Annotated in this window: 17 protein-coding genes; 10 read left to right on the top strand and 7 right to left on the bottom strand. The window is 35.8% G+C overall.

What is annotated here, in order from left to right:
* Positions 1–198 precede the first annotated feature (198 nt).
* From V7056_RS04830 to nikC, 7 genes are all read right to left on the bottom strand, one after another.
* Positions 199–1,524 (bottom strand): sodium:solute symporter family transporter, encoded by a 1,326-nt coding sequence (locus V7056_RS04830; RefSeq protein WP_499699798.1) that lies wholly within the window; start codon positions 1,522–1,524, stop codon positions 199–201.
* Positions 1,525–1,527: 3 nt separating this feature from the next.
* Positions 1,528–2,226, bottom strand: coding sequence for a response regulator transcription factor (locus V7056_RS04825; RefSeq protein WP_499699796.1), 699 nt, complete (start codon positions 2,224–2,226; stop codon positions 1,528–1,530).
* The gene (locus tag V7056_RS04820) at positions 2,223–2,990 is read right to left on the bottom strand and encodes a sensor histidine kinase (protein WP_499699794.1); all 768 of its coding nucleotides are present in this window, start codon (positions 2,988–2,990) and stop codon (positions 2,223–2,225) included. The genes V7056_RS04825 and V7056_RS04820 overlap by 4 nt, the downstream gene beginning before the upstream one ends.
* Positions 2,991–3,079: 89 nt before the next feature.
* Entirely contained in the window at positions 3,080–4,066 is a 987-nt protein-coding gene (locus tag V7056_RS04815) for an ABC transporter ATP-binding protein (protein ID WP_499699792.1), read from the bottom strand.
* Complete coding sequence (locus V7056_RS04810; protein WP_499699790.1) at positions 4,066–5,091, bottom strand: ABC transporter ATP-binding protein; 1,026 nt, start codon at positions 5,089–5,091, stop codon at positions 4,066–4,068. The genes V7056_RS04815 and V7056_RS04810 overlap by 1 nt, the downstream gene beginning before the upstream one ends.
* Positions 5,092–5,103: 12 nt before the next feature.
* The gene (locus V7056_RS04805; RefSeq protein WP_499699788.1) at positions 5,104–6,024 is read right to left on the bottom strand and encodes an ABC transporter permease; all 921 of its coding nucleotides are present in this window, start codon (positions 6,022–6,024) and stop codon (positions 5,104–5,106) included.
* A gap of 12 nt (positions 6,025–6,036) precedes the next feature.
* Entirely contained in the window at positions 6,037–6,906 is an 870-nt protein-coding gene (gene nikC / locus V7056_RS04800) for a nickel transporter permease (RefSeq protein WP_499699832.1), read from the bottom strand.
* A gap of 238 nt (positions 6,907–7,144) precedes the next feature.
* Between nikC and V7056_RS04795 the strand changes: the two genes are divergently transcribed.
* The 10 genes from V7056_RS04795 (at position 7,145) to V7056_RS04750 (ending at position 20,389) form a co-directional block, all read left to right on the top strand.
* On the top strand, positions 7,145–8,701 hold the full coding sequence (locus tag V7056_RS04795; RefSeq protein ID WP_499699786.1) for a glutathione ABC transporter substrate-binding protein: 1,557 nt from the start codon (positions 7,145–7,147) through the stop codon (positions 8,699–8,701).
* A 141-nt stretch (positions 8,702–8,842) separates the two neighbouring features.
* The gene (locus V7056_RS04790; protein WP_499699784.1) at positions 8,843–10,315 is read left to right on the top strand and encodes an amidohydrolase family protein; all 1,473 of its coding nucleotides are present in this window, start codon (positions 8,843–8,845) and stop codon (positions 10,313–10,315) included.
* A 190-nt stretch (positions 10,316–10,505) separates the two neighbouring features.
* Complete coding sequence (locus tag V7056_RS04785) at positions 10,506–12,071, top strand: glutathione ABC transporter substrate-binding protein (RefSeq protein WP_499699782.1); 1,566 nt, start codon at positions 10,506–10,508, stop codon at positions 12,069–12,071.
* Positions 12,072–12,363: 292 nt separating this feature from the next.
* Complete coding sequence (locus tag V7056_RS04780; protein WP_499699830.1) at positions 12,364–13,617, top strand: amidohydrolase family protein; 1,254 nt, start codon at positions 12,364–12,366, stop codon at positions 13,615–13,617.
* A 24-nt stretch (positions 13,618–13,641) separates the two neighbouring features.
* Entirely contained in the window at positions 13,642–14,886 is a 1,245-nt protein-coding gene (locus tag V7056_RS04775) for an amidohydrolase (protein WP_499699780.1), read from the top strand.
* Positions 14,887–14,919: 33 nt separating this feature from the next.
* Positions 14,920–16,164 carry an amidohydrolase gene (locus V7056_RS04770; RefSeq protein ID WP_499699778.1) on the top strand — a complete coding sequence of 415 codons (1,245 nt, stop codon included), beginning with the start codon at positions 14,920–14,922 and terminating at the stop codon, positions 16,162–16,164.
* Between the two features lie 87 nt (positions 16,165–16,251).
* A complete protein-coding gene (locus V7056_RS04765) occupies positions 16,252–17,145 on the top strand; it encodes a DMT family transporter (RefSeq protein WP_499699776.1) in 894 nt (297 codons plus the stop codon).
* Positions 17,146–17,170: 25 nt separating this feature from the next.
* Entirely contained in the window at positions 17,171–18,454 is a 1,284-nt protein-coding gene (locus V7056_RS04760) for a uracil/xanthine transporter (RefSeq protein WP_499699774.1), read from the top strand.
* A 564-nt stretch (positions 18,455–19,018) separates the two neighbouring features.
* Complete coding sequence (locus V7056_RS04755; RefSeq protein ID WP_499699772.1) at positions 19,019–19,921, top strand: DMT family transporter; 903 nt, start codon at positions 19,019–19,021, stop codon at positions 19,919–19,921.
* A gap of 210 nt (positions 19,922–20,131) precedes the next feature.
* The gene (locus V7056_RS04750; protein ID WP_499699770.1) at positions 20,132–20,389 is read left to right on the top strand and encodes a hypothetical protein; all 258 of its coding nucleotides are present in this window, start codon (positions 20,132–20,134) and stop codon (positions 20,387–20,389) included.
* Positions 20,390–20,507: the final 118 nt, after the last annotated feature.

The following is a 20,507-nucleotide window of genomic DNA, read 5'->3' as shown; positions in this document are numbered from 1 at the left end:
AACAGAGCAACCAGGTAAAGGTGAAACAGAGCAACCAGGAAAAGGCGAAGCAGAACAACCAGGTAAAGGTGGAAATGAAGAGCCAAGCAAAGGCGGCAATGAAAACCCACCACCAAGCAAAGGTGGAAATTAATTTTTACAATTAAAACGTAGTAAGAAAGAGCATCGAATCCGATGCTCTTTTCGTTTAACTAGAGTTTATTGCTGATTTACATGATAAACTTTTCTTTTGATGGTAAGCTTTAAAATTGTATGTGTCATTACAATGAAAAAAGATACAAATCCACTAATCCAAATACTTTGAAAGTCACTTACAAACGGAAGAAAAATGAATGAAATCATGATACCAATAATGGCACTGAAAGGAATGATATTCGAAACTTTGCCCTTACTAAATACAATTGAAACAATTGGTGCCAATAATGCTGAGTAAACATTTCCTGAGTAAAATAATAATTCTACAATTGATGAGGAGTTTAAAATGATAGCAAAGTATATTATGACACCAATACAAATAGATAATAAGTATGCTATTCTTAGTTTTTGTTGTTCATTCGAGTACTTACGAAATGGGCCGATAACATTCATTACGATGAACGTGACTAGGGAATGAAGACCTGCACCGAATGTAGCAGTTATGGCACTAAATGCGCATAAAACGAACAGGATAAAAAAGAATGGAGTCGTAATTTTATTTGCCAGTCCAACTAAAATAGATTGAATATCAGTAAAACCACCTGTGAAAATGACAATGATAAATAGTGATGTAAAAGATAATGGAAAGATCAGCCAAATCAGTCCGGTTAATGAAAAAGTTAAAGGTACTTTTTTGATTTCAATCATAAATAATCGATGCCAAGATGTAAGGTCAAAGAAAAACTGACCGAATCCTACGAGCATACCTGCAATGAGAAAGCTCCATATATCATAATGATTAATCACCAACATATAAGGGTGATAAAGACGAATTCCGTCATAGACAGGTTGAATTCCTTCTTTGACGAAAAAATATAAAGGAATCAGTATAACAGCAGCAAACATAATAATGATCTTGAATGCTGCCATATGATGAATCATTTTTAACCCTCCAAATCCTGCAAACAGAACACAAAAACAAATAAATAAAAACATCTCAACAGAAAGGGAGGAATGAAATAAAAATCTAAATAGGGTAGAAGCGGCCATCCCTTGGATAAATAAGATGTGTAGACTCGTTACGAGTAATATGAAAACGAATGCCCAATAGCCAAATGGATTTAACTTTGTTTTTAAATAATCTCCGATTGTTAACCCTTCTGGAAAATCCCTTCTAACTCTTTTACCAATGAAACTAAAAGCAAATAATGCGAATGCTCCCATCAATGCATACCCAATTCCACCGAATACGCCATATTTCACCATTGATTCAGGAGAAGATAAAATTGTTGAACCTGTCACCCAACGTGCTAATAAGGAGAGGATACCCATTCCCATCCCGATTTGAACTGGACCTTGTACATATTCTTTAAATGATCGTTGATTCAATGTTTACTTTCCTCTCTCACGATACTCTTTCGGTGTCATTCCTTCTATTTTACGAAATAATGTACTGAAGTAATGCTGACTATTAAAGCCTGAGTTTTCAGCAACATCTGAGATATTCCAGGTTGGATTATTCATTAAGAATCGTTTAGCAGCTTGAATTCTATAATGAATAATGTATTCCGAAAACGGCATACCGACTTCTTCATGAAATTTTCTACTTAAATAAGTTGGGTTTGTATGAACTTCTCGTGCAATATCCGAAAGTGTTAATTTCTCTGTAAAATTGTCATGGATATATATAAGTGCTTGATAAATTAAGCTTGAATAATCATTGGATGATTGAGGGTCCTGATACTTTGCTAACACTTTTTGTAAATCACTCTCAATAACTGGCTTTGTTAAATAATCAACAACACCAATTCTAATAGATTGCCTAGCATAATCGAAACTTTGATATGCAGTGACCATAATAATATCTACTTCTTTATTAATTGTTCTTAATTCTTCTGCAAACTCAAGGCCAGACCGCCCCGGTAGATTAATATCTAAAAAAGCTAGGTTAATTTTGTAATTTTGGTTAATGGTTAGCGCTTGGCATGCGTCGGCAGCTTTATGAAACTTCCATAATGGAAATGTAGTTTTAATCATGTATTCCATCTGTTCTAGTTCTAAAGGTTCGTCATCTACTAATAATACATTCATTTTTTTGCTACCCCCTCATTTGTCGTGTTGTAAACTAGTGGCCAAACAACCTTTACCTTCGTACCTGTTTCAATTGATGAAATTTGAATGAGGGCTCGGTCATTAAAATATAATTCCAAACGCTTTTGTATATTGTCTAATCCATGGCCATCGTGATCTGAAGCTGAAACATTTAAACCCAATAATCCATTATCAATTACTTCTAAATAAACCGACTCTGATTCCTGGTAGAAACGAATGCTGAGAAGAGCATCTCCAACTTTTTTTTCTAAACCATGTTTAAATGAATTCTCTACCAAGGTCTGCAAAATAAATGGGGGAACAAGTGCAATAAATAATGCCTTAGGACAATCCATATCGATCTTCAGTCGATCGCCAAATCGAATACATTGGATATCTAAATAATGCTTTGTATATTGAATTTCTTGTTCAAGTGGGATTAATGGTTCTGATGCTTTATATTTAAATTTCAAGAATTGTGAAAAAGCTTCAAGCGCACGAATCAATTCAGATTTTCTATTTAAGCGTGCTAATCCTAAAATAACATTTAGTGTATTAAATAAAAAATGGGGTTGGATTTGCTGGTTTAATTTATTATATTGAGCTTCTTGAAGTGCTTGTTCTAAGCGAATTTCTCTGTTTTTATTTTCTAGCAGATCTATTTTTTTCTCAAATACAAATAGAAATAAAAGAGCAATAGCTCCCATAATAGGAGCTAAGATAAATAGCATAATTAATAATGTAAATCCCTCGTAACTAAGCATCGATGAACCTCAATTTTTAAATATTTTGATTGTGAAGATATTTATTTACTATCTTATTGATAAAGCTACCTTTCGAAAAACTATACTACTTATGACACGATGTGACAAGCCACTTGATGGTTTTGAGCAGAAATTTTCAACTCTGGTGCTTGTGATTTGCAAATATCAATTGCAAAAGGACAGCGGGTATGAAAACGGCAACCAGTAGGTGGATCAATCGGTGAAGGAACATCGCCAGTTAGAATAATTCGTTCTCTTTTTTGCACCGGATTTGGTACGGGTATAGCTGATAATAATGCTCTTGTATACGGGTGTTGGGGCTGTTCGAAAATTGACTTTTTATCCGCGATTTCCACGACTTTGCCTAAATACATTACCATTACACGATCAGATATATGTCTAACAACTCCTAAATCATGTGAGATGAATAGGAAGGTTAAATTAAATTGTCGTTGAAGAGATTTTAATAAATTTAAAACCTGAGCTTGAATAGATACATCAAGTGCAGAAACAGCTTCATCACAAATAATTAATTTTGGTTCAACTGCAAGGGCTCTAGCGATTCCAATTCGCTGTCGTTGACCCCCACTAAATTCATGAGGATATCTTTCCATCGATTCCGGTCTTAATCCAACATGGCCAAGTAATTCCTCAATTCGATGTTTTCTATTTTCCTTTGGTACTACATTTTGAATGGTTAATGCTTCGCTAAGTATTTGTTCCACAGTCTGTCTTGGATTCAGTGAGGCAAAGGGATCTTGAAAAATAACTTGTAAATCTTTTCTGACCTTCCGCATTTCTTTCTTACTTAAAGCAAGTAAATCTTTTTCTTGAAATTGAATAGTACCGCTAGTAGGTTCATCTAGTCGAAGGATCGCACGTCCAGTTGTTGACTTACCGCAACCAGATTCTCCAACGATACTTAATGTTTCACCTTGGTAGATATCGAAGCTAATGTCATCAACAGCTTTTACATGATTAACAGTTCTGCCAAAAATTCCACCTTTGATCGGAAAATATTGCTTCAATTGATTTACGCTTAATAAAACTTTTTTTTCTTCAACTGTGATACTCATTATTCGACACCCACTTTCTCATGTAAAACAAATTCTCGATCCCACTGAACAGTATGCTTCCAACAGCTAACTTGAGTACTTTGATCAATATGTTGTAATTCAGGGACTAATTCTTCACAAATTTTCTGTGCAAAAGCACAACGAGGAGCAAAGCTACATCCCTTAGGCATGTTATATGGACTAGGAACGGTTCCAGGAATTGTCATTAATTCTTCCTGGTCCATGTCTAAACGTGGTAAAGAGTTTAATAAACCAATCGTATATGGATGTTTCGGATTTTCAAATAGTTCTTTTGCTGTTGTATATTCAACAATTTTTCCAGCGTACATAACTGCAACTCGATCACATGATTCGTAGACAACACCAAGGTCGTGCGTGATTAATATCACTGCAGTTCCGAATTCTTTTTGAAGATTTTTAATGAGTTCTAATATTTGTGCTTGAATGGTAACATCAAGTGCTGTCGTCGGTTCATCAGCAATCAATACCTCAGGATGACATGCAAGTGCCATTGCAATCATAACCCTTTGCCTCATTCCACCACTTAACTCGTGTGGCTCTTGTTTTGCCCTTTTTTCTGGAGAGGGGATTCCAACAAGCTTCAGCATATCTACTGCCTTTTGCCACGCTTCTTTTTTTCCAAGGTTTTGATGAAGGCGAATCACTTCTGCAATTTGTTCGCCGACTGAATAAACTGGGTTCAATGATGTCATGGGCTCTTGAAAGATCATAGAAATTTCGTTGCCACGGATTGAGCGCATTTGTTTATCAGTTTTCGTTAGTAAATCCTCACCTTTAAAGAAAATATTACCACCAACAATTTTTCCAGGAGGTGAAGGGATTAATCTTAAAAGTGATAAGGAGGTAATACTTTTGCCACTTCCAGATTCACCGACGATTCCGAGTGTCTCACCTTTTTTTAATGAAAAACTGACTTTATTAACTGCTTTACTCGTTCCTTCTTCTGTAAAAAAGTAGGTCTCGAGATCCTTAACTTCTAGTATGTTTTCGTTCAACTGTTTCATCTAAGTACCTCCTTAGTTTAAGTCAATTCGTTTATTAAAATATCGATATAGTACGTCAACTGCTAAGTTCATAAATACGAAGATGACAGAGGCGATTAAAACGCCACCTTGAACCATTGGTAAATCCCTTGTTCGGATTGCATCAACTATTAATCTACCAAGTCCATTAATCGCAAAGACTGATTCTGTTAATACAGTACCACCAAGCAGGGCACCAAATTGAAGGCCAACAACTGTAATAACTGGGATTAAAGCATTTTTTAGGCCATGCTTGTAAATGATGATATGTTCTTTTAAGCCTTTGGCTCTTGCAGTACGAATATAATCTTGTCGAACAACCTCCAGCATGCTTGAGCGTGTCATTCTGGCAACTATTGCCGCACCACCAGCCCCAAGTGTAATGGCAGGTAGAATCATATGCTGAATTGTTCCCCAACCTGCAACTGGAAATATATGAAGGTTAACAGAGAAAAAGTAGATTAGCATGAGTCCAAACCAAAAACTAGGTAAAGAGATTCCTAATAGTGCAATAATCATTATCGAAATATCTGACATCGAATATTGCTTAGTAGCTGATATAATACCGGCGATCATACCAAGAACAACTGTAATTGAAATACTTGCAAGTGCAAGTTGTAGTGTAATAGGTAGACGAATCATAATCTCGTCTAAAACTGGTCGATTGTTACGAAGGGATTCGCCGAAATCACCTTGAATCGCATGAAATACATAATCAAAATATTGGTATATGATTGGACGATCCAGTCCAAGTTCATGGCGGACCATTTCAATTGTTTGTTTTGTTGCACCTTCACCTGCAAGAAGTGTAGCTGGGTCGCCAGGAACCATCTGCATAATAAGAAAAACGACTAAACTGACTCCGAGTAAAACAGGTATTGTTTGTAAGATTCTTCTAATAATGAATAGTAACATTCGCTTTCCTCCTTATTTTTTCATTCTAGGATCAAGTGCATCTCTTAAACCATCACCAAAAATATTAAAGCCAAGTACTAAAGTTGATATCGCTATTCCTGGGAATAAAGCAATATGTGGGGCACTAAATAAATAATCTCTTCCACTACTTAACATTGCCCCCCATTCAGGTGATGGCGGTTGTGCGCCTAAACCAAGATAAGATAAACCTGCTGCTGATAGAATAGCGGTAGCTAGACGAAGAGTAGCTTGGACGATTACAGGTGATAGAATATTCGGAAAAATATGCTTAATAATTATTGTTACGTCCGTTGCACCTAAAGCACGAATGGCATCAATATATTCAAGCTTCCTAACTGATAGAGTTGAACCACGTACAATTCGAGCAAACATTGGAATTGAAAATACACCAACTGCTACCATTACATTGATTAAGCTTGGTCCAAGTGCACTAATAATAGCTAAAGCAAGTAAGATTCCAGGGAAAGCAAGTAGTACATCAACAATTCGCATAATAATCGTATCCATCCATTTTCCGTAATATCCAGCCAATAAACCTAGGATAATTCCGATGGCTGCCCCAAAGAATACGGACACAAACCCAACTGTTAATGAAAGTCGACTCCCAAATATTAATCTACTTAATATATCTCTTCCTTTATCATCAGTACCCATCCAATGATCAAACGAAGGGGGTTGGAGTTTGTTTACTAAATCAATTTTAAAAGGATCCTGTGGTGAAATGATTGGTGCGAAAATAGCCACTAAAATATAAAACAGTACAATATATCCACCAATCAGTGCCAATTTATTTCTCTTAAACTTCTTATAAAAGGCTTTCCAGCGTTTTAGTTTTTGAGATTCTTTTTTTACAATAGTCATTTCAGATTGATTCATAGCGATCTCTGGCTTCATTGTAGTTCCTCCTTTTCTTTCATTAAATTTATTCAAAATAAGAATTGAAGTAAATATGAAGTGGAAAAGCAGTAAAGATATTTAAAAAACGAGTAAAGATTCTGAAAATATAAAATTTTGTTTTTTTTTATAATTTGATTAAGCCTGATGTACTCATTACAAAAATCTGGAGAAACAAAGGCAAGTATGAAATGGAGGAATCAAAATGAGAAAGAAAACAGTTGGATTATTATTTGCATCACTATTAACAGTCTCGTCTGTTTTATCAGCTTGTACATCAGATAAAACAAGCAGCAATGCATCGGGAACAAAAGCGAAAGCAGGAGGAACATTAGTTGTTGCACGACTATCCGATGCGACGACATTAGATCCGCATTTCATTACAGATATCCCTTCTGCAAATGTTGTGTATGAAAAGGTGTATGAAACATTAGTTGTTCCAGATAAAAACATGGAACCACAGCCTTTACTAGCAAAAGAGTGGAAGCAGCTTGATAACGTTACTTGGGAGTTTAAACTACGTGAGGATGTGAAATTCCATGATGGAGCACCATTTAATGCAGATGCAGTAAAAACGAATTTTGAAAGATTACTAGACCCAAAGACAGCTTCACCTCAAGCGGGTAAATTAGAAATGATTAAAGAAATAAAAGTAATCGATGAAACAACAGTACAATTTGTATTGAAATATCCATATGCTCCACTTTTATCTATTCTTGAAAGTAATGAGGGTAGTATCATTAGTCCAAAATCGATTAAAGAAAACAGCGATAAAATTGGACAAAATCCAGTAGGAACAGGACCATTTGTCTTCGATTCTTGGAAATCTGGTGAAGAAATTACGATCTCAAAAAATAAAGATTATTGGGGAGATAAGCCAAAAATTGATGGAGTCGTTTTTAAAGTTGTACCTGAGGATGCAACGAGGATTGCAATGATTGAAACTGGTGAAGCACATGTAACAGATCAAGTCCCAGTAACGGAAATTGAAAGAATTGAAGCATCAGACACAATGGATTTATACCGAACGGACGGACTTGCAGTTGAATACTTAAGTTTTAATACGAAGAAAAAACCATTTGATGATATTCGAGTTCGAAAAGCAGTAGCACATGCTATTGAAGTCGATGCAATTATTAAAGGGGTTTATAACGATATTGGTACAAAGGCTAATTCTACAATGAGTCCAAAGGTTTTTGGATATGATCCAACGATTAAAGGGTACGAATACGATATTAATGAAGCGAAAAAATTATTAGAAGAAGCTGGGGTAAAAGACGGCTTAGAATTTACTTTAACAACAAGTGATCGTAAAGAAAGAATCAATATGGCAGAGGTTATTCAGTCACAATTAAAAGGAATTGGAATCAATGTGAAAATTCAAGTTCTAGAATATGGCGCTTATATTGATGCAACAGCAAAAGGCGAGCATCAAGTTGCTATCGGTGGCTGGGGAAATGCTACTGGAGATGGCGATTATAATCAATTTAATCTGTTTAATAGTAAATCACAAGGTGCTGCAGGGAACAGTGCATTCTATAGTAACCCTGAAGTAGATCAATTAATTGAATCTGCTCGTAAAGAATCTGATAGTGAAAAACGTAAGGCACTATATTCTCAAGCACAAAAAATTGAAAGAGAAGAAGTACCATATGTACCAATTCGTAATTATGAACATTTAGCTGTTTATGGAAAAACAGTTAATGGTGTATGGTTAAACCCTGCAAACTATTTAATGCTTGATGATATTACAGTGAAATAATTGCAAGATAATCATGGAAAGACAGCATAAGTTACATATGCTGTCTTCTCAGTTTATTGCGGATTTTTGAGGACATACCGAAAGTTTGTTGTTGAAAATAGTTAAGTAGAATAAGAAACACTGTAGAAAAGGAGTTTTAAGATGAAAACGAAGCTAAAAGGTAGATATGTAGTTGCTTTTAACGGTGAGGATCACGTTATATTGAAAAATGCAGAAGTCGTTTATGAAAATGATACGATTATTTATGTGGGAAAGAATTATGATGAAGAGGTTTCCGAGGTGATCGATATTGGAAACGCGGTCATTAGTCCAGGATTTATTGATTTAAATGCTTTAGGTGACATTGACCATGATATTTTACATTTAGAAGCGAGTGCGACGAGACAAAAAAATCTACTTTGGTCTAGAAAATATATCGAAAAAGGACATAGTGAATGGATGACTGCAGAGGAGGAAGAATTTAAATCTCTTTATGCTTATTCTCAACTCATTCTTCATGGAATCACTACAGCTATGCCAATTACTTCTGTTTTTTATAAGAAGTGGGCTGAAACATATGAAGAATTGGCTGCTGCTGCAAAACATGCTGCTAATTTAGGTTTAAGAATTTATCTTGGTCCAAGTTATCAATGTGGGATTCGCGCTGTTGAACCGGATGGAACAATAAGAATGCATTGGGATGAGTTGGAGGGTGAAGCTGGTCTTGATAGAGCGGTACAATTCATTGAAGAATTTGATGGTGCCTATGATGGATTAGTTCGAGGTATGTTAGCTCCTGAAAGAGTTGAGTCTCAAACTGCAAATGTATTACTGAAGACAAAAGAATATAGTGAAACATTAAATGTTCCAATCAAGCTTCATGCCGCACAAGGTAGTTTTGAATTTAACACGATATTAAATGAACATGGCGTCACGCCAATTAGGTATCTATATAATTTAGGATTCTTAGGAAAAAAAACAGGGATTCCTCATGCTCATTTTGTGTCTGGCTATAGTGAAGCAAATTGTGATATTGATAATGATATTTCACTACTAAATGAAACAAACACTACAGTTATTCATTGCCCATTGATTATCGGCAGACATGGTTCTGCATTAGAGTCATTTGCAAAATATAAAAGGGAAGGAATCAATATAGCAATTGGTACAGATACTTTTCCTCCTGATATTTTTCAAAATGTAAGAACAGGAAGCATGCTCTCACGCTTATTTGAAAAAGAGGCTGAAGGGTCAACTTATGCTGACTTCTTTCGATCTGTGACTCTCGGTGCCGCAGCTTTTCTTGGACGGGATGATTTAGGCCGAATTGCCAAAGGTGCGAAAGCGGATTTGATTGCCATTGATTTGAATGGATTTCATATGGGGGTAACCGATGATCCAATTCGAACAATGTTTGTTAGTGCATCAGGCAGAGATGTGAAATTATCAATCATTAACGGCAAAATCGTCATGAAAGACCAACGGATTCCAAATGTAGATTTAGAAGAATTGCAGGAAAAAGGGCAAGTATATTTTAAAAAGATGAGAAGTGGATATATGGAAAGAGATTACCAGCAGCTGCCAGAGGATGAATTGTTTAATCCATCTTTTCAAACTGTGGAAGCGATTAAATAAACCAGTTCAAGTCATTTGAATGACAAAAGAACGAACATGATGAAACCGCGATAAAATTTACAGGACAACGAATTGAAATAGGTAAAGAAACTGAAAAAGATAGTAAAGATTTTTGAAAATAATATTCTGAATATTTTATATAATTAGATAAATATGTAGGTTGCAAAATAAAAGCAGGGGGTCGAAGTCCATGAAATTCAAACGTGAGATTGGAAAGATTTTTCTTGTACTGATTATGGCTATTATTTTAACTGGATGTACATCTAATGAAAATGTAGGCACTAAAGCAAATGACCCGAACAAAAATTCAAATGAAGGAGGTACTTTAGTGATCGCTCGACTTTCAGATGCTGAAAACTTGGACCAGCAGTTTATGTCCACTATTAATGCAGCGAGTGTTACACATCATAAAGTTTATGAAGGACTCGTACAACGAGATAAAAATAATGAAATTCAGCCGATGCTAGCAGATGAGTGGAAACAACTGAATGATACAACTTGGGAATTTAAACTAAAACATGATGTGAAATTTCATGATGGCACGCCATTTAATGCCTCTGCCGTAAAAAAGACCTTTGATCGATTACTAGATCCAAATGTAGCTTCACCTAGAGCCGTCGTTTTGAAAATGGTAAAAGAAATAAAAGTGATAGATGAGTATACAGTTCAATTTATATTAAAAGAGTCGTTCTCTCCATTACTTTCAATTTTAGCAAATCATGAAGGAGGCATTATTAGTCCAAAGACAATTGATCAATACGGTAAGGAAATCATTCAAGAACCGAATGGAACGGGTCCCTTTAAGTTTGAATCATGGTCACCGGGACAAGAAATTACATTAGTTAAAAACACTGATTACTGGGGAGAAAAGCCAAAAGTAAACAAAGTAGTCTTCAAAGTTGTTCCAGAAGATTCTACAAGGATTTCAATGATTGAAACAGGTGAAGCACATATTGCTGAACCACTTCCAGTAGCAGTTATGGAGCAAGTAGAGTCATCTCAAGCAATGGATATTTATCGTAGTGAAGGCTATGGAACTGAATATATCGGGTTTAATGTGACGAAAAAACCATTTAATGATGTTCGAGTTCGTAAAGCAATTGCTCATGCAGTTGAAATGGATTCAATTATAAAAGGAGTATTTAATGATGTTGGTGTAAAGGCAAACTCATTAATGGGATCAAAGGTATTTGGATATGACGAAAAGCTAAAAGCTTACGAGTACAACTTAAAAGAGGCAAAGAATTTAATGGCTGAAGCAGGATATGCAAAAGGCTTTGAAGCAACAATTTTAACGATGGATAGTAAAGAAAGAGTCAACTTAGCTGAGGTTTTACAATCGCAGTTAATTGGGATTGGGATTCATCTAAAGGTTCAAGTTATGGAATATGGCTCGTTTGTTGAAAAAGTAAATAGTGGACAATCAGAAATGTTCATCATTAGTTGGAGGAATGCAACAGGCGATGCGGATTATAACCAATATAATCTGTTTCATACAGACTCACAAGGAGGAGCAGGAAATACCTTTTTTTATAGCAATCAAAAGGTTGATGACTTAATTAATGCTGCCCGTAAAGAAAAAGATGAGGAAAAACGAAAAGAATTTTATGCAGAGGCGCAGGAAATAGAAATGAATGACACACCTTTTATTCCTGTAAGAGTCATTGAAAATGTCGCAGCAGTAGCAAAGGACGTAAAAGGATTTTCAATCAGTCCTTCTGGTTATTTAGAAATCAATGATGTAGCCATTAAATAATCGGTAGACTACATTCAAATGTTCACTTTTTTTCGTGTATTTAGTGTTCACTGCCGTCATAAGTAAAACCTAAACAGGGGTGACTCATTGTTTTCTATCAGTCTAAAATCTATTTTTTGTACGTAGTCGGATGCATTGAAAGTTCATCTATTTATAGGTGAACTTTTTCTACGCTAGTAATTGCTTACAAATAGTAAAAATAACATAAAAATTTGTAAAAATCCTGAAATGATTTAATTTTTACTTAATTTATAATGGAATAGATACAAATATAAATTGGAATGGAAGGGTGATTAGATTGTCAAAATCATATTGGTTAACAAATGTACGTCTGGAAAATGGGTTTACTTATCAAGAAAATGAAACGATTAACGGAACTGCAACTCAGATCTACAATGTAAAGGTTGAAAATGGGAAAATAGCTTCGATTATTTTAAAGAACGAACCGATTACGGATGGAATTCCTCAGCATGATGTGAACGGTCTTCTAATGATCCCTTCGTTTAAAGAAATGCATATTCACATTGATAAAACTTATTATGGTGGACCTTGGAAGGCATGTATGCCCGCTTATAATGGTGTAAGAACACGAATAGAAGAAGAACAAATTTTGTTGCCTCAGTTATTACCAACGGCTAAAGAAAGAGCAGAAAAGATGCTCGATTTATTATTAAGTTACGGTTCTACACATGTACGAACGCATTGTAATGTAGATCCTGTCATCGGATTAAAAAATCTTGAAGCGACAATTGAAGCTTTAGAAGGATATAAAGATAAATTATCTTATGAGATTGTTGCGTTTCCACAACATGGACTATTGCGTAGCAACTCTGTAGGTTTGATTAAAGAAGCTATGAGAAATGGTGCGAATCTTGTTGGAGGGGTTGACCCAGCAACGATTGATGAAAATATTGAACGATCACTTGAAACAATTATGGATATCGCTGTAGAGTCAAATGCTGGTATTGATGTGCATTTACATGATCCAGATCATCTGGGCCTATTTACGATGCAACGTCTTGCTGCATTAACAGAAGAAGCTGGCTGGCAAGGTCGAGTAACTGTTAGTCATGCGAGTGGATTAGCAGACCTATCAGTTGTTGAAGCAACCGGCATTGCAGAAAGATTTGCAGAATTAGGTATCTCGATTACTTCAACTGTACCTATTTTTAGAACGATTCCAATCCCATTATTACATGAAAAAGGTGTAAAGGTTGAATTAGGTAATGATAGCCTTACTGATCATTGGTCACCATTTGGTATTGGAGATAATTTGGAAAAGGTTGGTCGCTTAGCTGAAAGATTCCGAATGATAGAAGAAAAATCATTAGCAAATAGTTTGCAATTCATTACTGGTGGAAAAACAGCTTTAAACAATGAAGGAGAAAAAGTCTGGCCACAAATTGGAGACGAAGCAAATATTGTCCTTGTTGAAGCAAGTTGTTCAGCTGAAGCAGTTGCAAGACGAGCAAAACGTGCAGCAGTTATCTTTAAAGGTAAGATCGTAAGTGGTTCAATTTCTACGTTAGAAACAACGAATATCTAAACTTCATTTAAAGAGAGTGATGAAATGGAACAATCATATTGGCTGTTAAACGTTACACTTGATGATGGATTTATATTTGAAGACGGAAAAATTATTGGCACAAAAACAGGATTATATAATCTTTATATAAATAACGGTGTAATTGACTCGATTCAATTAGCAGAAATATCAATTGATTCAACTCAAACACCAGTTCATGATGCAGGAAATTTATTAGCATTACCAGCTTTTAAAGAAATGCATAACCATCTTGATAAAACTTATTTAGGAATGCCATGGAAGTCTTGCATTCCAGCTGCAAATTTAATAGAACGTCTAAACTTAGAAGCAAAAGAGTTAGCTGAGCTTGCAAGTACTGGACAACACCGAGCTGAGCAAATGCTTCAACTATTATTAAAAGGTGGCGCTACTCATGTTAGAACACATGTGAATATCGACCCTTATATCGGTTTGAAAAATTTAGAAGAAATTCAAAAAGCACTTGATATATTTGAGGGGAAAATGACTCATGAAATCGTTGCTTTTCCACAACATGGTTTATTGCGAACAAATTCAAGCTCTTTAATGAGACAAGCGATGAATGAAGGTGCAACGATTGTAGGAGGACTAGATCCAGGTGGTGTTGATTTAAATATCGAAGCTTCTCTGTATGAAATGATGGATATTGCTGTTGAATTTAATGCTGATATTGATATTCATATACACGACCCAGGTCATCTAGGTTTCTATACGATTCAAAAACTAACATCTTTGATTGAAGATGCCAATTGGCAAAATAGAGTTTCTTTAAGTCATGCCTTTGCACTAGGTGATGTGCCAATCGAAAAATCACGTGAAATGGCTAGCATTCTAGCAAATTTAGGCGTCTCGGTAATGTCAACAGTACCAATCAATCGTGTCATGCCACCAGTTGACTTACTCCATGATTACGGAGTCCATGTTGCACTTGGCTGTGATGGATTTTATGATTCATGGTCACCATACGGTACTGGCGATATGTTAGAAAAAGTTGGCCGTTTAGCTGAAAGATATAAATGGATAGATGAATATTCCTTATCCCAATCACTTCAATTTATAACTGGTGGAGTGAAGACACTGGACAAAGATGGCAAACGCTTATGGCCAAAAGTTGGTGATGAAGCAAGTATGGTACTTGTTGAGGCATCCTGTTCAGCAGAAGCTGTTGCAAGAAGAGCTAATCGCAATGCAGTGATTTCGCATGGCAGACTCGCTTATGGCGGACTAGTTCTAGAATCAGCATTGAAGTAAAATTGACTGTTTATGAAGAGAAGGGATGAGTTCATGAAAGCAATTTATTGGTTAAAGAATGTACGATTAGAATGTGGCTATGAAAAAGAGTATGGTAGGGTAATAGGTACAAAAACTGAACTAGCCCATTTGTTAATAGAAAATGGCGTGATCATCAAGATTATAAAAGGTGAATTTATCGGAACTGACCTACACGAGGAAGATGCAGGAGGGTTATTATTATTACCTTCATTTATTGAAAAGCATGTCCATTTAGATAAAACATTGATGGGCGATGTTTGGAGAGCCTGCACACCTACTTCTAGTGTAATTGAACGGTTTGAAAATGAAAAAAATGTACTTCCTACAATTGGAACGAGCACAAATAAACGTGCAGAAGCTTTACTTGATATCCTCTTAGCATCAGGGTCAGCACATGTACGAACTCATGTTGATATTTACCCGGAAATTGGTCTGAGAAATTTGGAGCAGGTTCAAATGGCATTAGAGAACTATTCCGATAAACTAAGCTCTGAGATTGTTGCATTCGCGCAACATGGATTATTACGATCCAAATCTACTAAGCTAGTAAGAGAAGCACTAAGAAATGGTGCAGGAATCGTTGGAGCAGTTGACCCAGCCGTAGTTGACCAAAATATCGAAGCCTCATTAGTTGAATTATTCGAATTAGCTACTGAAGGAAATGCTGATATTGACTTACACTTACATGATCCAGGTCATCTAGGTACTTTTACAATGAAAAGACTAGCAGCTTTAACAAAACAAGCAGGCTGGGAAGGAAGAGTTGCCATTAGCCATGCATTTGGTTTAGGTGACGTTGCTAGAGAAGAAGCCAATGAGTTAGCCGATATGTTAGCGGATGCAGGAATCTCTATCGTCACTAGTGTCCCAATTAATCGAAATATGCCTCCAGTTGATTTATTAAATGAAAAAGGTGTTGAGGTAGCAGTTGGGAATGATAATATATTTGATGTTTGGTCACCGTTAGGTACAGGTGATATTTTAGAGAGAGCGGGTCGTCTTGCTGAACGCTTTAAATGGATCGATGAATTCACTTTATCGCAATCTCTTAAATATATTACAGGTGGAATTACGCTTTTAGATGTAAATGGAAATCAAGTTTGGCCAAAAGTAGGCGATGCTGCTAATTTAGTTTTTACCTCAGCAAGCTGCTCTGCTGAAGCAATTGCAAGGCGTACAGAACGTAATGCTGTCATGTATAAAGGAAACATCGTACATGGTTCTTTAGGTAAGCAAAATCTATCTATTCAAGTGTAAATGGTATGTTCGAAAAAGGATTTCTAGATTCTTCTGGATTTCCTTTTTCGTTTTGTTTAATAGAAGATCAGAAAGCAGGATTCTACCATGGTTAAATCTTATTTGTTTTTACTAATTTGTGTAGTCTGTTGGGGGAGCAATTTTGTTTTTGGAGCCATTTTAGTTAAGGCATTCTCACCGATGTTCCTTGCAGTATTCAGATTATTTTTTATCGCTATGTTTATGATAATCTATGGAGTTATGGTGAATAAATGGAAAAGGATTCAAAAAAAAGACTGGTTCATGATTTTTCTGTTAGGATTAATAGGTACTTGTTTCAATCAATGGTCATTTTATGCAGCTTTGGAAACAGCCCACCCAACAACTTCAGCATTAATACTTGCGCTTGCACCGATTACGACTTCACTTTTAGCATCAATCTTTTTAAAAGAAAGCTTAACGAAGCAATTTTGTATCGGTTCGATTGTTGCTCTTATAGGTGTCATTTTGGTGATTACAAATGGTAAAGAAATCCATCTTTCAATTGGTCTGGTTTGGATTTTTATCACAATGCTCACTTTTGCAATTTCGATCATCATGATCAAGAAACTGACAGAGAAATATCATTCGATTACAATTTCACTCTATTCGAATATAATTGGATTTGGTAGTTTATTACCTTTTCTAGCAACAGAAAAAGCCACAAAGATTAGTATAGATATTTTGCCTTGGATTTTATTAATTGTCACTGCCATTTTGATGCATGGTATTTGTACTTTAATCTGGAATCATCAAATTCAAGTTGTCGGTGCTTCAAAGGCTGCCATGTTTTTGAATCTTGAACCATTTATCGCTATGCTTGTAGGACTGATCATATTAAAAAATAATGTATCTATTTCTCAATTATCTGGGGGGCTCCTAATAATAATAGGTGTCATCCTTTCAACTTCTATGAAATTGAAAAAAGAAGTTGGAGAACAATTGTATTCACAAAAATCTTAGAAATGTAAACAAGGAGGGGGACAAGATGAAAAGCTTAAAAGACTCTGTAACGCTTTTTTCTTCTTTTCAATGGTTATTTTTTATTTTTGCAAACACTGTAGTAGTTCCAATTTCAATCGGAGCTGCATTTCATCTTCCTTCAAGTGTTACTGAAATGACGATGAGAAGCTCGCTTATATTGACTGGAATCGCATCCTTTATTCAAGGATGGAAGGGACATAAATATCCAATTATGGAAGGTCATTCTGGTTTATTATGGGGCGTCATGTTGAATTTAGGATTAACTGCACCTGCGATTGGTTTAAGCTATACCCAAATTGGTGGGGGCATTGCAACTGGATTTATAGCCGCTGGAGTCGTAACGTTATTACTGGCTGCAATGAATCTAGTATCTTACGTGCAAAGAATTTTTCCGCCAATGGTTATGACCGTCTATTTATTCCTACTATCCTTTCAGCTTATTTTTGTCTTTTTCAAAGGAATGCTTGGGATCACAGAAGACGGAAAAATGAATTTACCAGTTAGCTTACTATCTTTAGGAATTGTCTTATTTGTTAGTATATTGAAGATAAAAGGATCAAAAAATATTAGCAATTTCTCAATCTTAATTGGTATGATAGTTGGTTGGATCTTTTATGCAATCTTATTTTCCGATTCTACGCCAAAAATGGAATCGGCAAATGCCACATTTTCACTATTCCCATTAGGTAAACCAAACTTAGAATTTGGAATCATAGCGATTGCTTTCTTTGCTGGCTTAATGAATTTAAGTAATACCTTTGCTTCATTACAAGCAGCATCTGAAGTAACTGGAATCGAAGCGAAGCGGAAGCAATATCGTTATTCGCTATTTTTGACAGGTTTGTTTTCAATGATTGCGCCGGTATTTGGACTTGTACCTTATACACCATTTACATCATCAATAGGATTCCTACAAAGTACCCAGCTTTACGACCGAAAGCCGTTTTTAATAGGGGGGATGCTGCTTACGTTTGTTGGTTTAATTCCGCCGATTATTACATTTCTATCTACAATGCCAATTACAGTTGGTAATGCAGTATTATTTGTTGCGTATATTCAACTATTTGGTACGGCTTTTAATAGTACAAAGGGGCAAGTATTTACATCCAATTCAATTTTTAGAATTGCAGCTCCTGTATTAGTAGGTGTTAGTCTAATGAATATATCACCTACAATATTCGGTGATCTACCAATGTATTTACAGCCATTTTTAACAAATGGACTTATTATGGGTATGATTATTTCTATTATGCTAGAGAAACTTGTAAATTGGGATGAGTTATCATAAGGAACCGGAGTGGTTTTAAAGACTGATTTCTATTTTTGGAATCAGTCTTTTTTGTTATCAATTTTATGGTAAAATATGGTTATAAAATTTTAATAGGAGCATATTGTAGGTGCAATACTAGGGGCAACAACAAACGAAGAAGAAATGGTTGGAATTATTGTTTTGTGTATTCAAAACTCAGTCATTATTACTTTACTAATATATATTGCAGGTAAATTAAGAAAAAAATAAATAGTGTTGGTTGATTTCTAAAACAATAAAACCATGTAATTGTTGAAGAACACGAAAGGCTGCCCAGTAGCTTTTTTTGTTCTATAAGGTAGTATAGGCTTAATATGGATTTTTCCTAGAGAAGGGAAAATCATTTTAGTTCAAGTATTAACATATTATGGAAATTGAGGGTCGTGAAACCTAAGTAGAATTTTAATTGTAAATTTCCTTCGATTGTTTTCTAAATGTGAGTACAATTAATATATCAAAACAGATTCCTAATACATCAAATCCATTTAATAGTCGTTTTAATCCATAAAGGGGTTTGAAGAGAGATGATTTGGAGTGATTGCTATGAATAAAGTAACGAAAGGCTGGATTAATGGTTTTATAGGAGTACTCATCTTCAGTGGTTCGCTACCTGCAACGCGCCTGGCTGTGGCTGAATTTGATCCTTTGTTTTTAACAGTCTGTCGTGCAGCGATAGCTGGTGTATTGGCTGGAGCTCTCCTTCTAATCTTCAAGGTGAAACGACCTGTCAGAAGCGACATTGTTCCACTATTGGTAGTGGCGTTAGGGGTTGTGATTGGTTTCCCGCTACTGACAGCCTTGGCCCTTCAGTATGTCACGTCTGCACATGCTATTATCTTTATTGGGCTACTTCCACTATCGACGGCAATTTTTGGTGTACTTCGGGGTGGTGAAAGCTACCGACCAGCCTTTTGGATCTTTTCAGCCATAGGTAGCCTCTTGGTGACAGGATTTGCACTAATACATGGAGGGGAATCATCACCAATTGGTGACGCTCTCATGCTGGCTTCCATCATTGTATGTGGTCTCGGATATGCAGAAGGTGCTCGCCTATCACGTCGTCTAGGGAACTGGCAGGTGATCTCTTGGGCACTCGTTTTGTCTCTGCCCCTTATGCTTCCGCTTTCGTTTTACTTAACACCAAGCTCGTGGGAGGACATCGGACGTCCTGCTCTTTTTAGTCTTGCTTATGTATCCTTATTCAGCATGCTCATTGGTTTTGTGTTCTGGTATCGTGGTCTGGCGCTGGGCGGCATAGCGGCGGTTGGACAGTTGCAGCTTCTCCAACCTTTTTTTGGACTATTGCTTGCCTCTTTGATTCTGCACGAGAAAGTTGGTTGGTTACTTGTAGCCGTGAATATCGTCGTTGTATTATGTGTGGTAGCAGCGCGTAAATTTGCAAAGGAACAAGTAGCACCATTTAAAAATGAGATTGAACAGAATTAGTACTCTGTTTAATCTCGTTTACCCAAGTCTGAGTTTATATAACTAACGCCGCGTTAGTAGTACAAATGAAGGAGTCGATTATGATCGACTCCCTTTTATGTGTTTAGCGGATCGTTGAACATGAAAGCATATTTTATGATGAATAAAATGAAAAGTTTAGGTAAAATAAAGGGACGTATCTGAATAAACATGTGGGGGAAGAAAAAACAAATGTCAGCTAACGAACTAGGACTCCTTATTTTTTTAGGAATAACTGATAGTATACTTTTTATAATAGCTTTCAAATATAATAGAAAAACATCTGAGGAGAGTGGAAGTTTCGGTTCGCCTGACAACTCAGGTGCATTTTATATGAACATATTAGCAATGACTCCTTATATATTTCAAAAAGTTTGGAGATTTATATTAGCTTTAGGGTTATTAGCACTTATTATACTTATTGAGTTAAAGGCTCATAACATTTTATGAATAAAGCAGGATAGCATATTAACATTTGTGGCGATAATCAATAGATAAATATAATTAAGTATTAAGCGTTTAAGTTCAATAACAGTTGGGAGCCTATAACGTCTCCTATTTTACTATT

Source organism: Bacillus sp. JJ664, assembly GCF_036962205.1.
Lineage (GTDB): Bacteria > Bacillota > Bacilli > Bacillales > Bacillaceae_G > Gottfriedia.
Note: the sequence above shows the minus strand (reverse complement) of the source record. Positions and strands in the feature narration are given on the sequence as shown.

Bases quoted from the DNA above. Each gene is read 5' to 3' on its own strand.
- V7056_RS04790 (WP_499699784.1), top strand. From the start codon at position 8,843: ATGAAAACGAAGCTAAAAGGTAGATATGTAGTTGCTTTTAACGGTGAG.
- nikC (WP_499699832.1), bottom strand. From the start codon at position 6,906: ATGACTATTGTAAAAAAAGAATCTCAAAAACTAAAACGCTGGAAAGCC.
- V7056_RS04775 (WP_499699780.1), top strand. From the start codon at position 13,642: ATGGAACAATCATATTGGCTGTTAAACGTTACACTTGATGATGGATTT.
- V7056_RS04795 (WP_499699786.1), top strand. From the start codon at position 7,145: ATGAGAAAGAAAACAGTTGGATTATTATTTGCATCACTATTAACAGTC.
- V7056_RS04765 (WP_499699776.1), top strand. From the start codon at position 16,252: ATGGTTAAATCTTATTTGTTTTTACTAATTTGTGTAGTCTGTTGGGGG.
- V7056_RS04815 (WP_499699792.1), bottom strand. From the start codon at position 4,066: ATGAGTATCACAGTTGAAGAAAAAAAAGTTTTATTAAGCGTAAATCAA.
- V7056_RS04770 (WP_499699778.1), top strand. From the start codon at position 14,920: ATGAAAGCAATTTATTGGTTAAAGAATGTACGATTAGAATGTGGCTAT.
- V7056_RS04805 (WP_499699788.1), bottom strand. From the start codon at position 6,024: ATGTTACTATTCATTATTAGAAGAATCTTACAAACAATACCTGTTTTA.
- V7056_RS04820 (WP_499699794.1), bottom strand. From the start codon at position 2,990: ATGCTTAGTTACGAGGGATTTACATTATTAATTATGCTATTTATCTTA.
- V7056_RS04825 (WP_499699796.1), bottom strand. From the start codon at position 2,226: ATGAATGTATTATTAGTAGATGACGAACCTTTAGAACTAGAACAGATG.
- V7056_RS04760 (WP_499699774.1), top strand. From the start codon at position 17,171: ATGAAAAGCTTAAAAGACTCTGTAACGCTTTTTTCTTCTTTTCAATGG.
- V7056_RS04750 (WP_499699770.1), top strand. From the start codon at position 20,132: ATGTCAGCTAACGAACTAGGACTCCTTATTTTTTTAGGAATAACTGAT.
- V7056_RS04755 (WP_499699772.1), top strand. From the start codon at position 19,019: ATGAATAAAGTAACGAAAGGCTGGATTAATGGTTTTATAGGAGTACTC.
- V7056_RS04810 (WP_499699790.1), bottom strand. From the start codon at position 5,091: ATGAAACAGTTGAACGAAAACATACTAGAAGTTAAGGATCTCGAGACC.
- V7056_RS04785 (WP_499699782.1), top strand. From the start codon at position 10,506: ATGAAATTCAAACGTGAGATTGGAAAGATTTTTCTTGTACTGATTATG.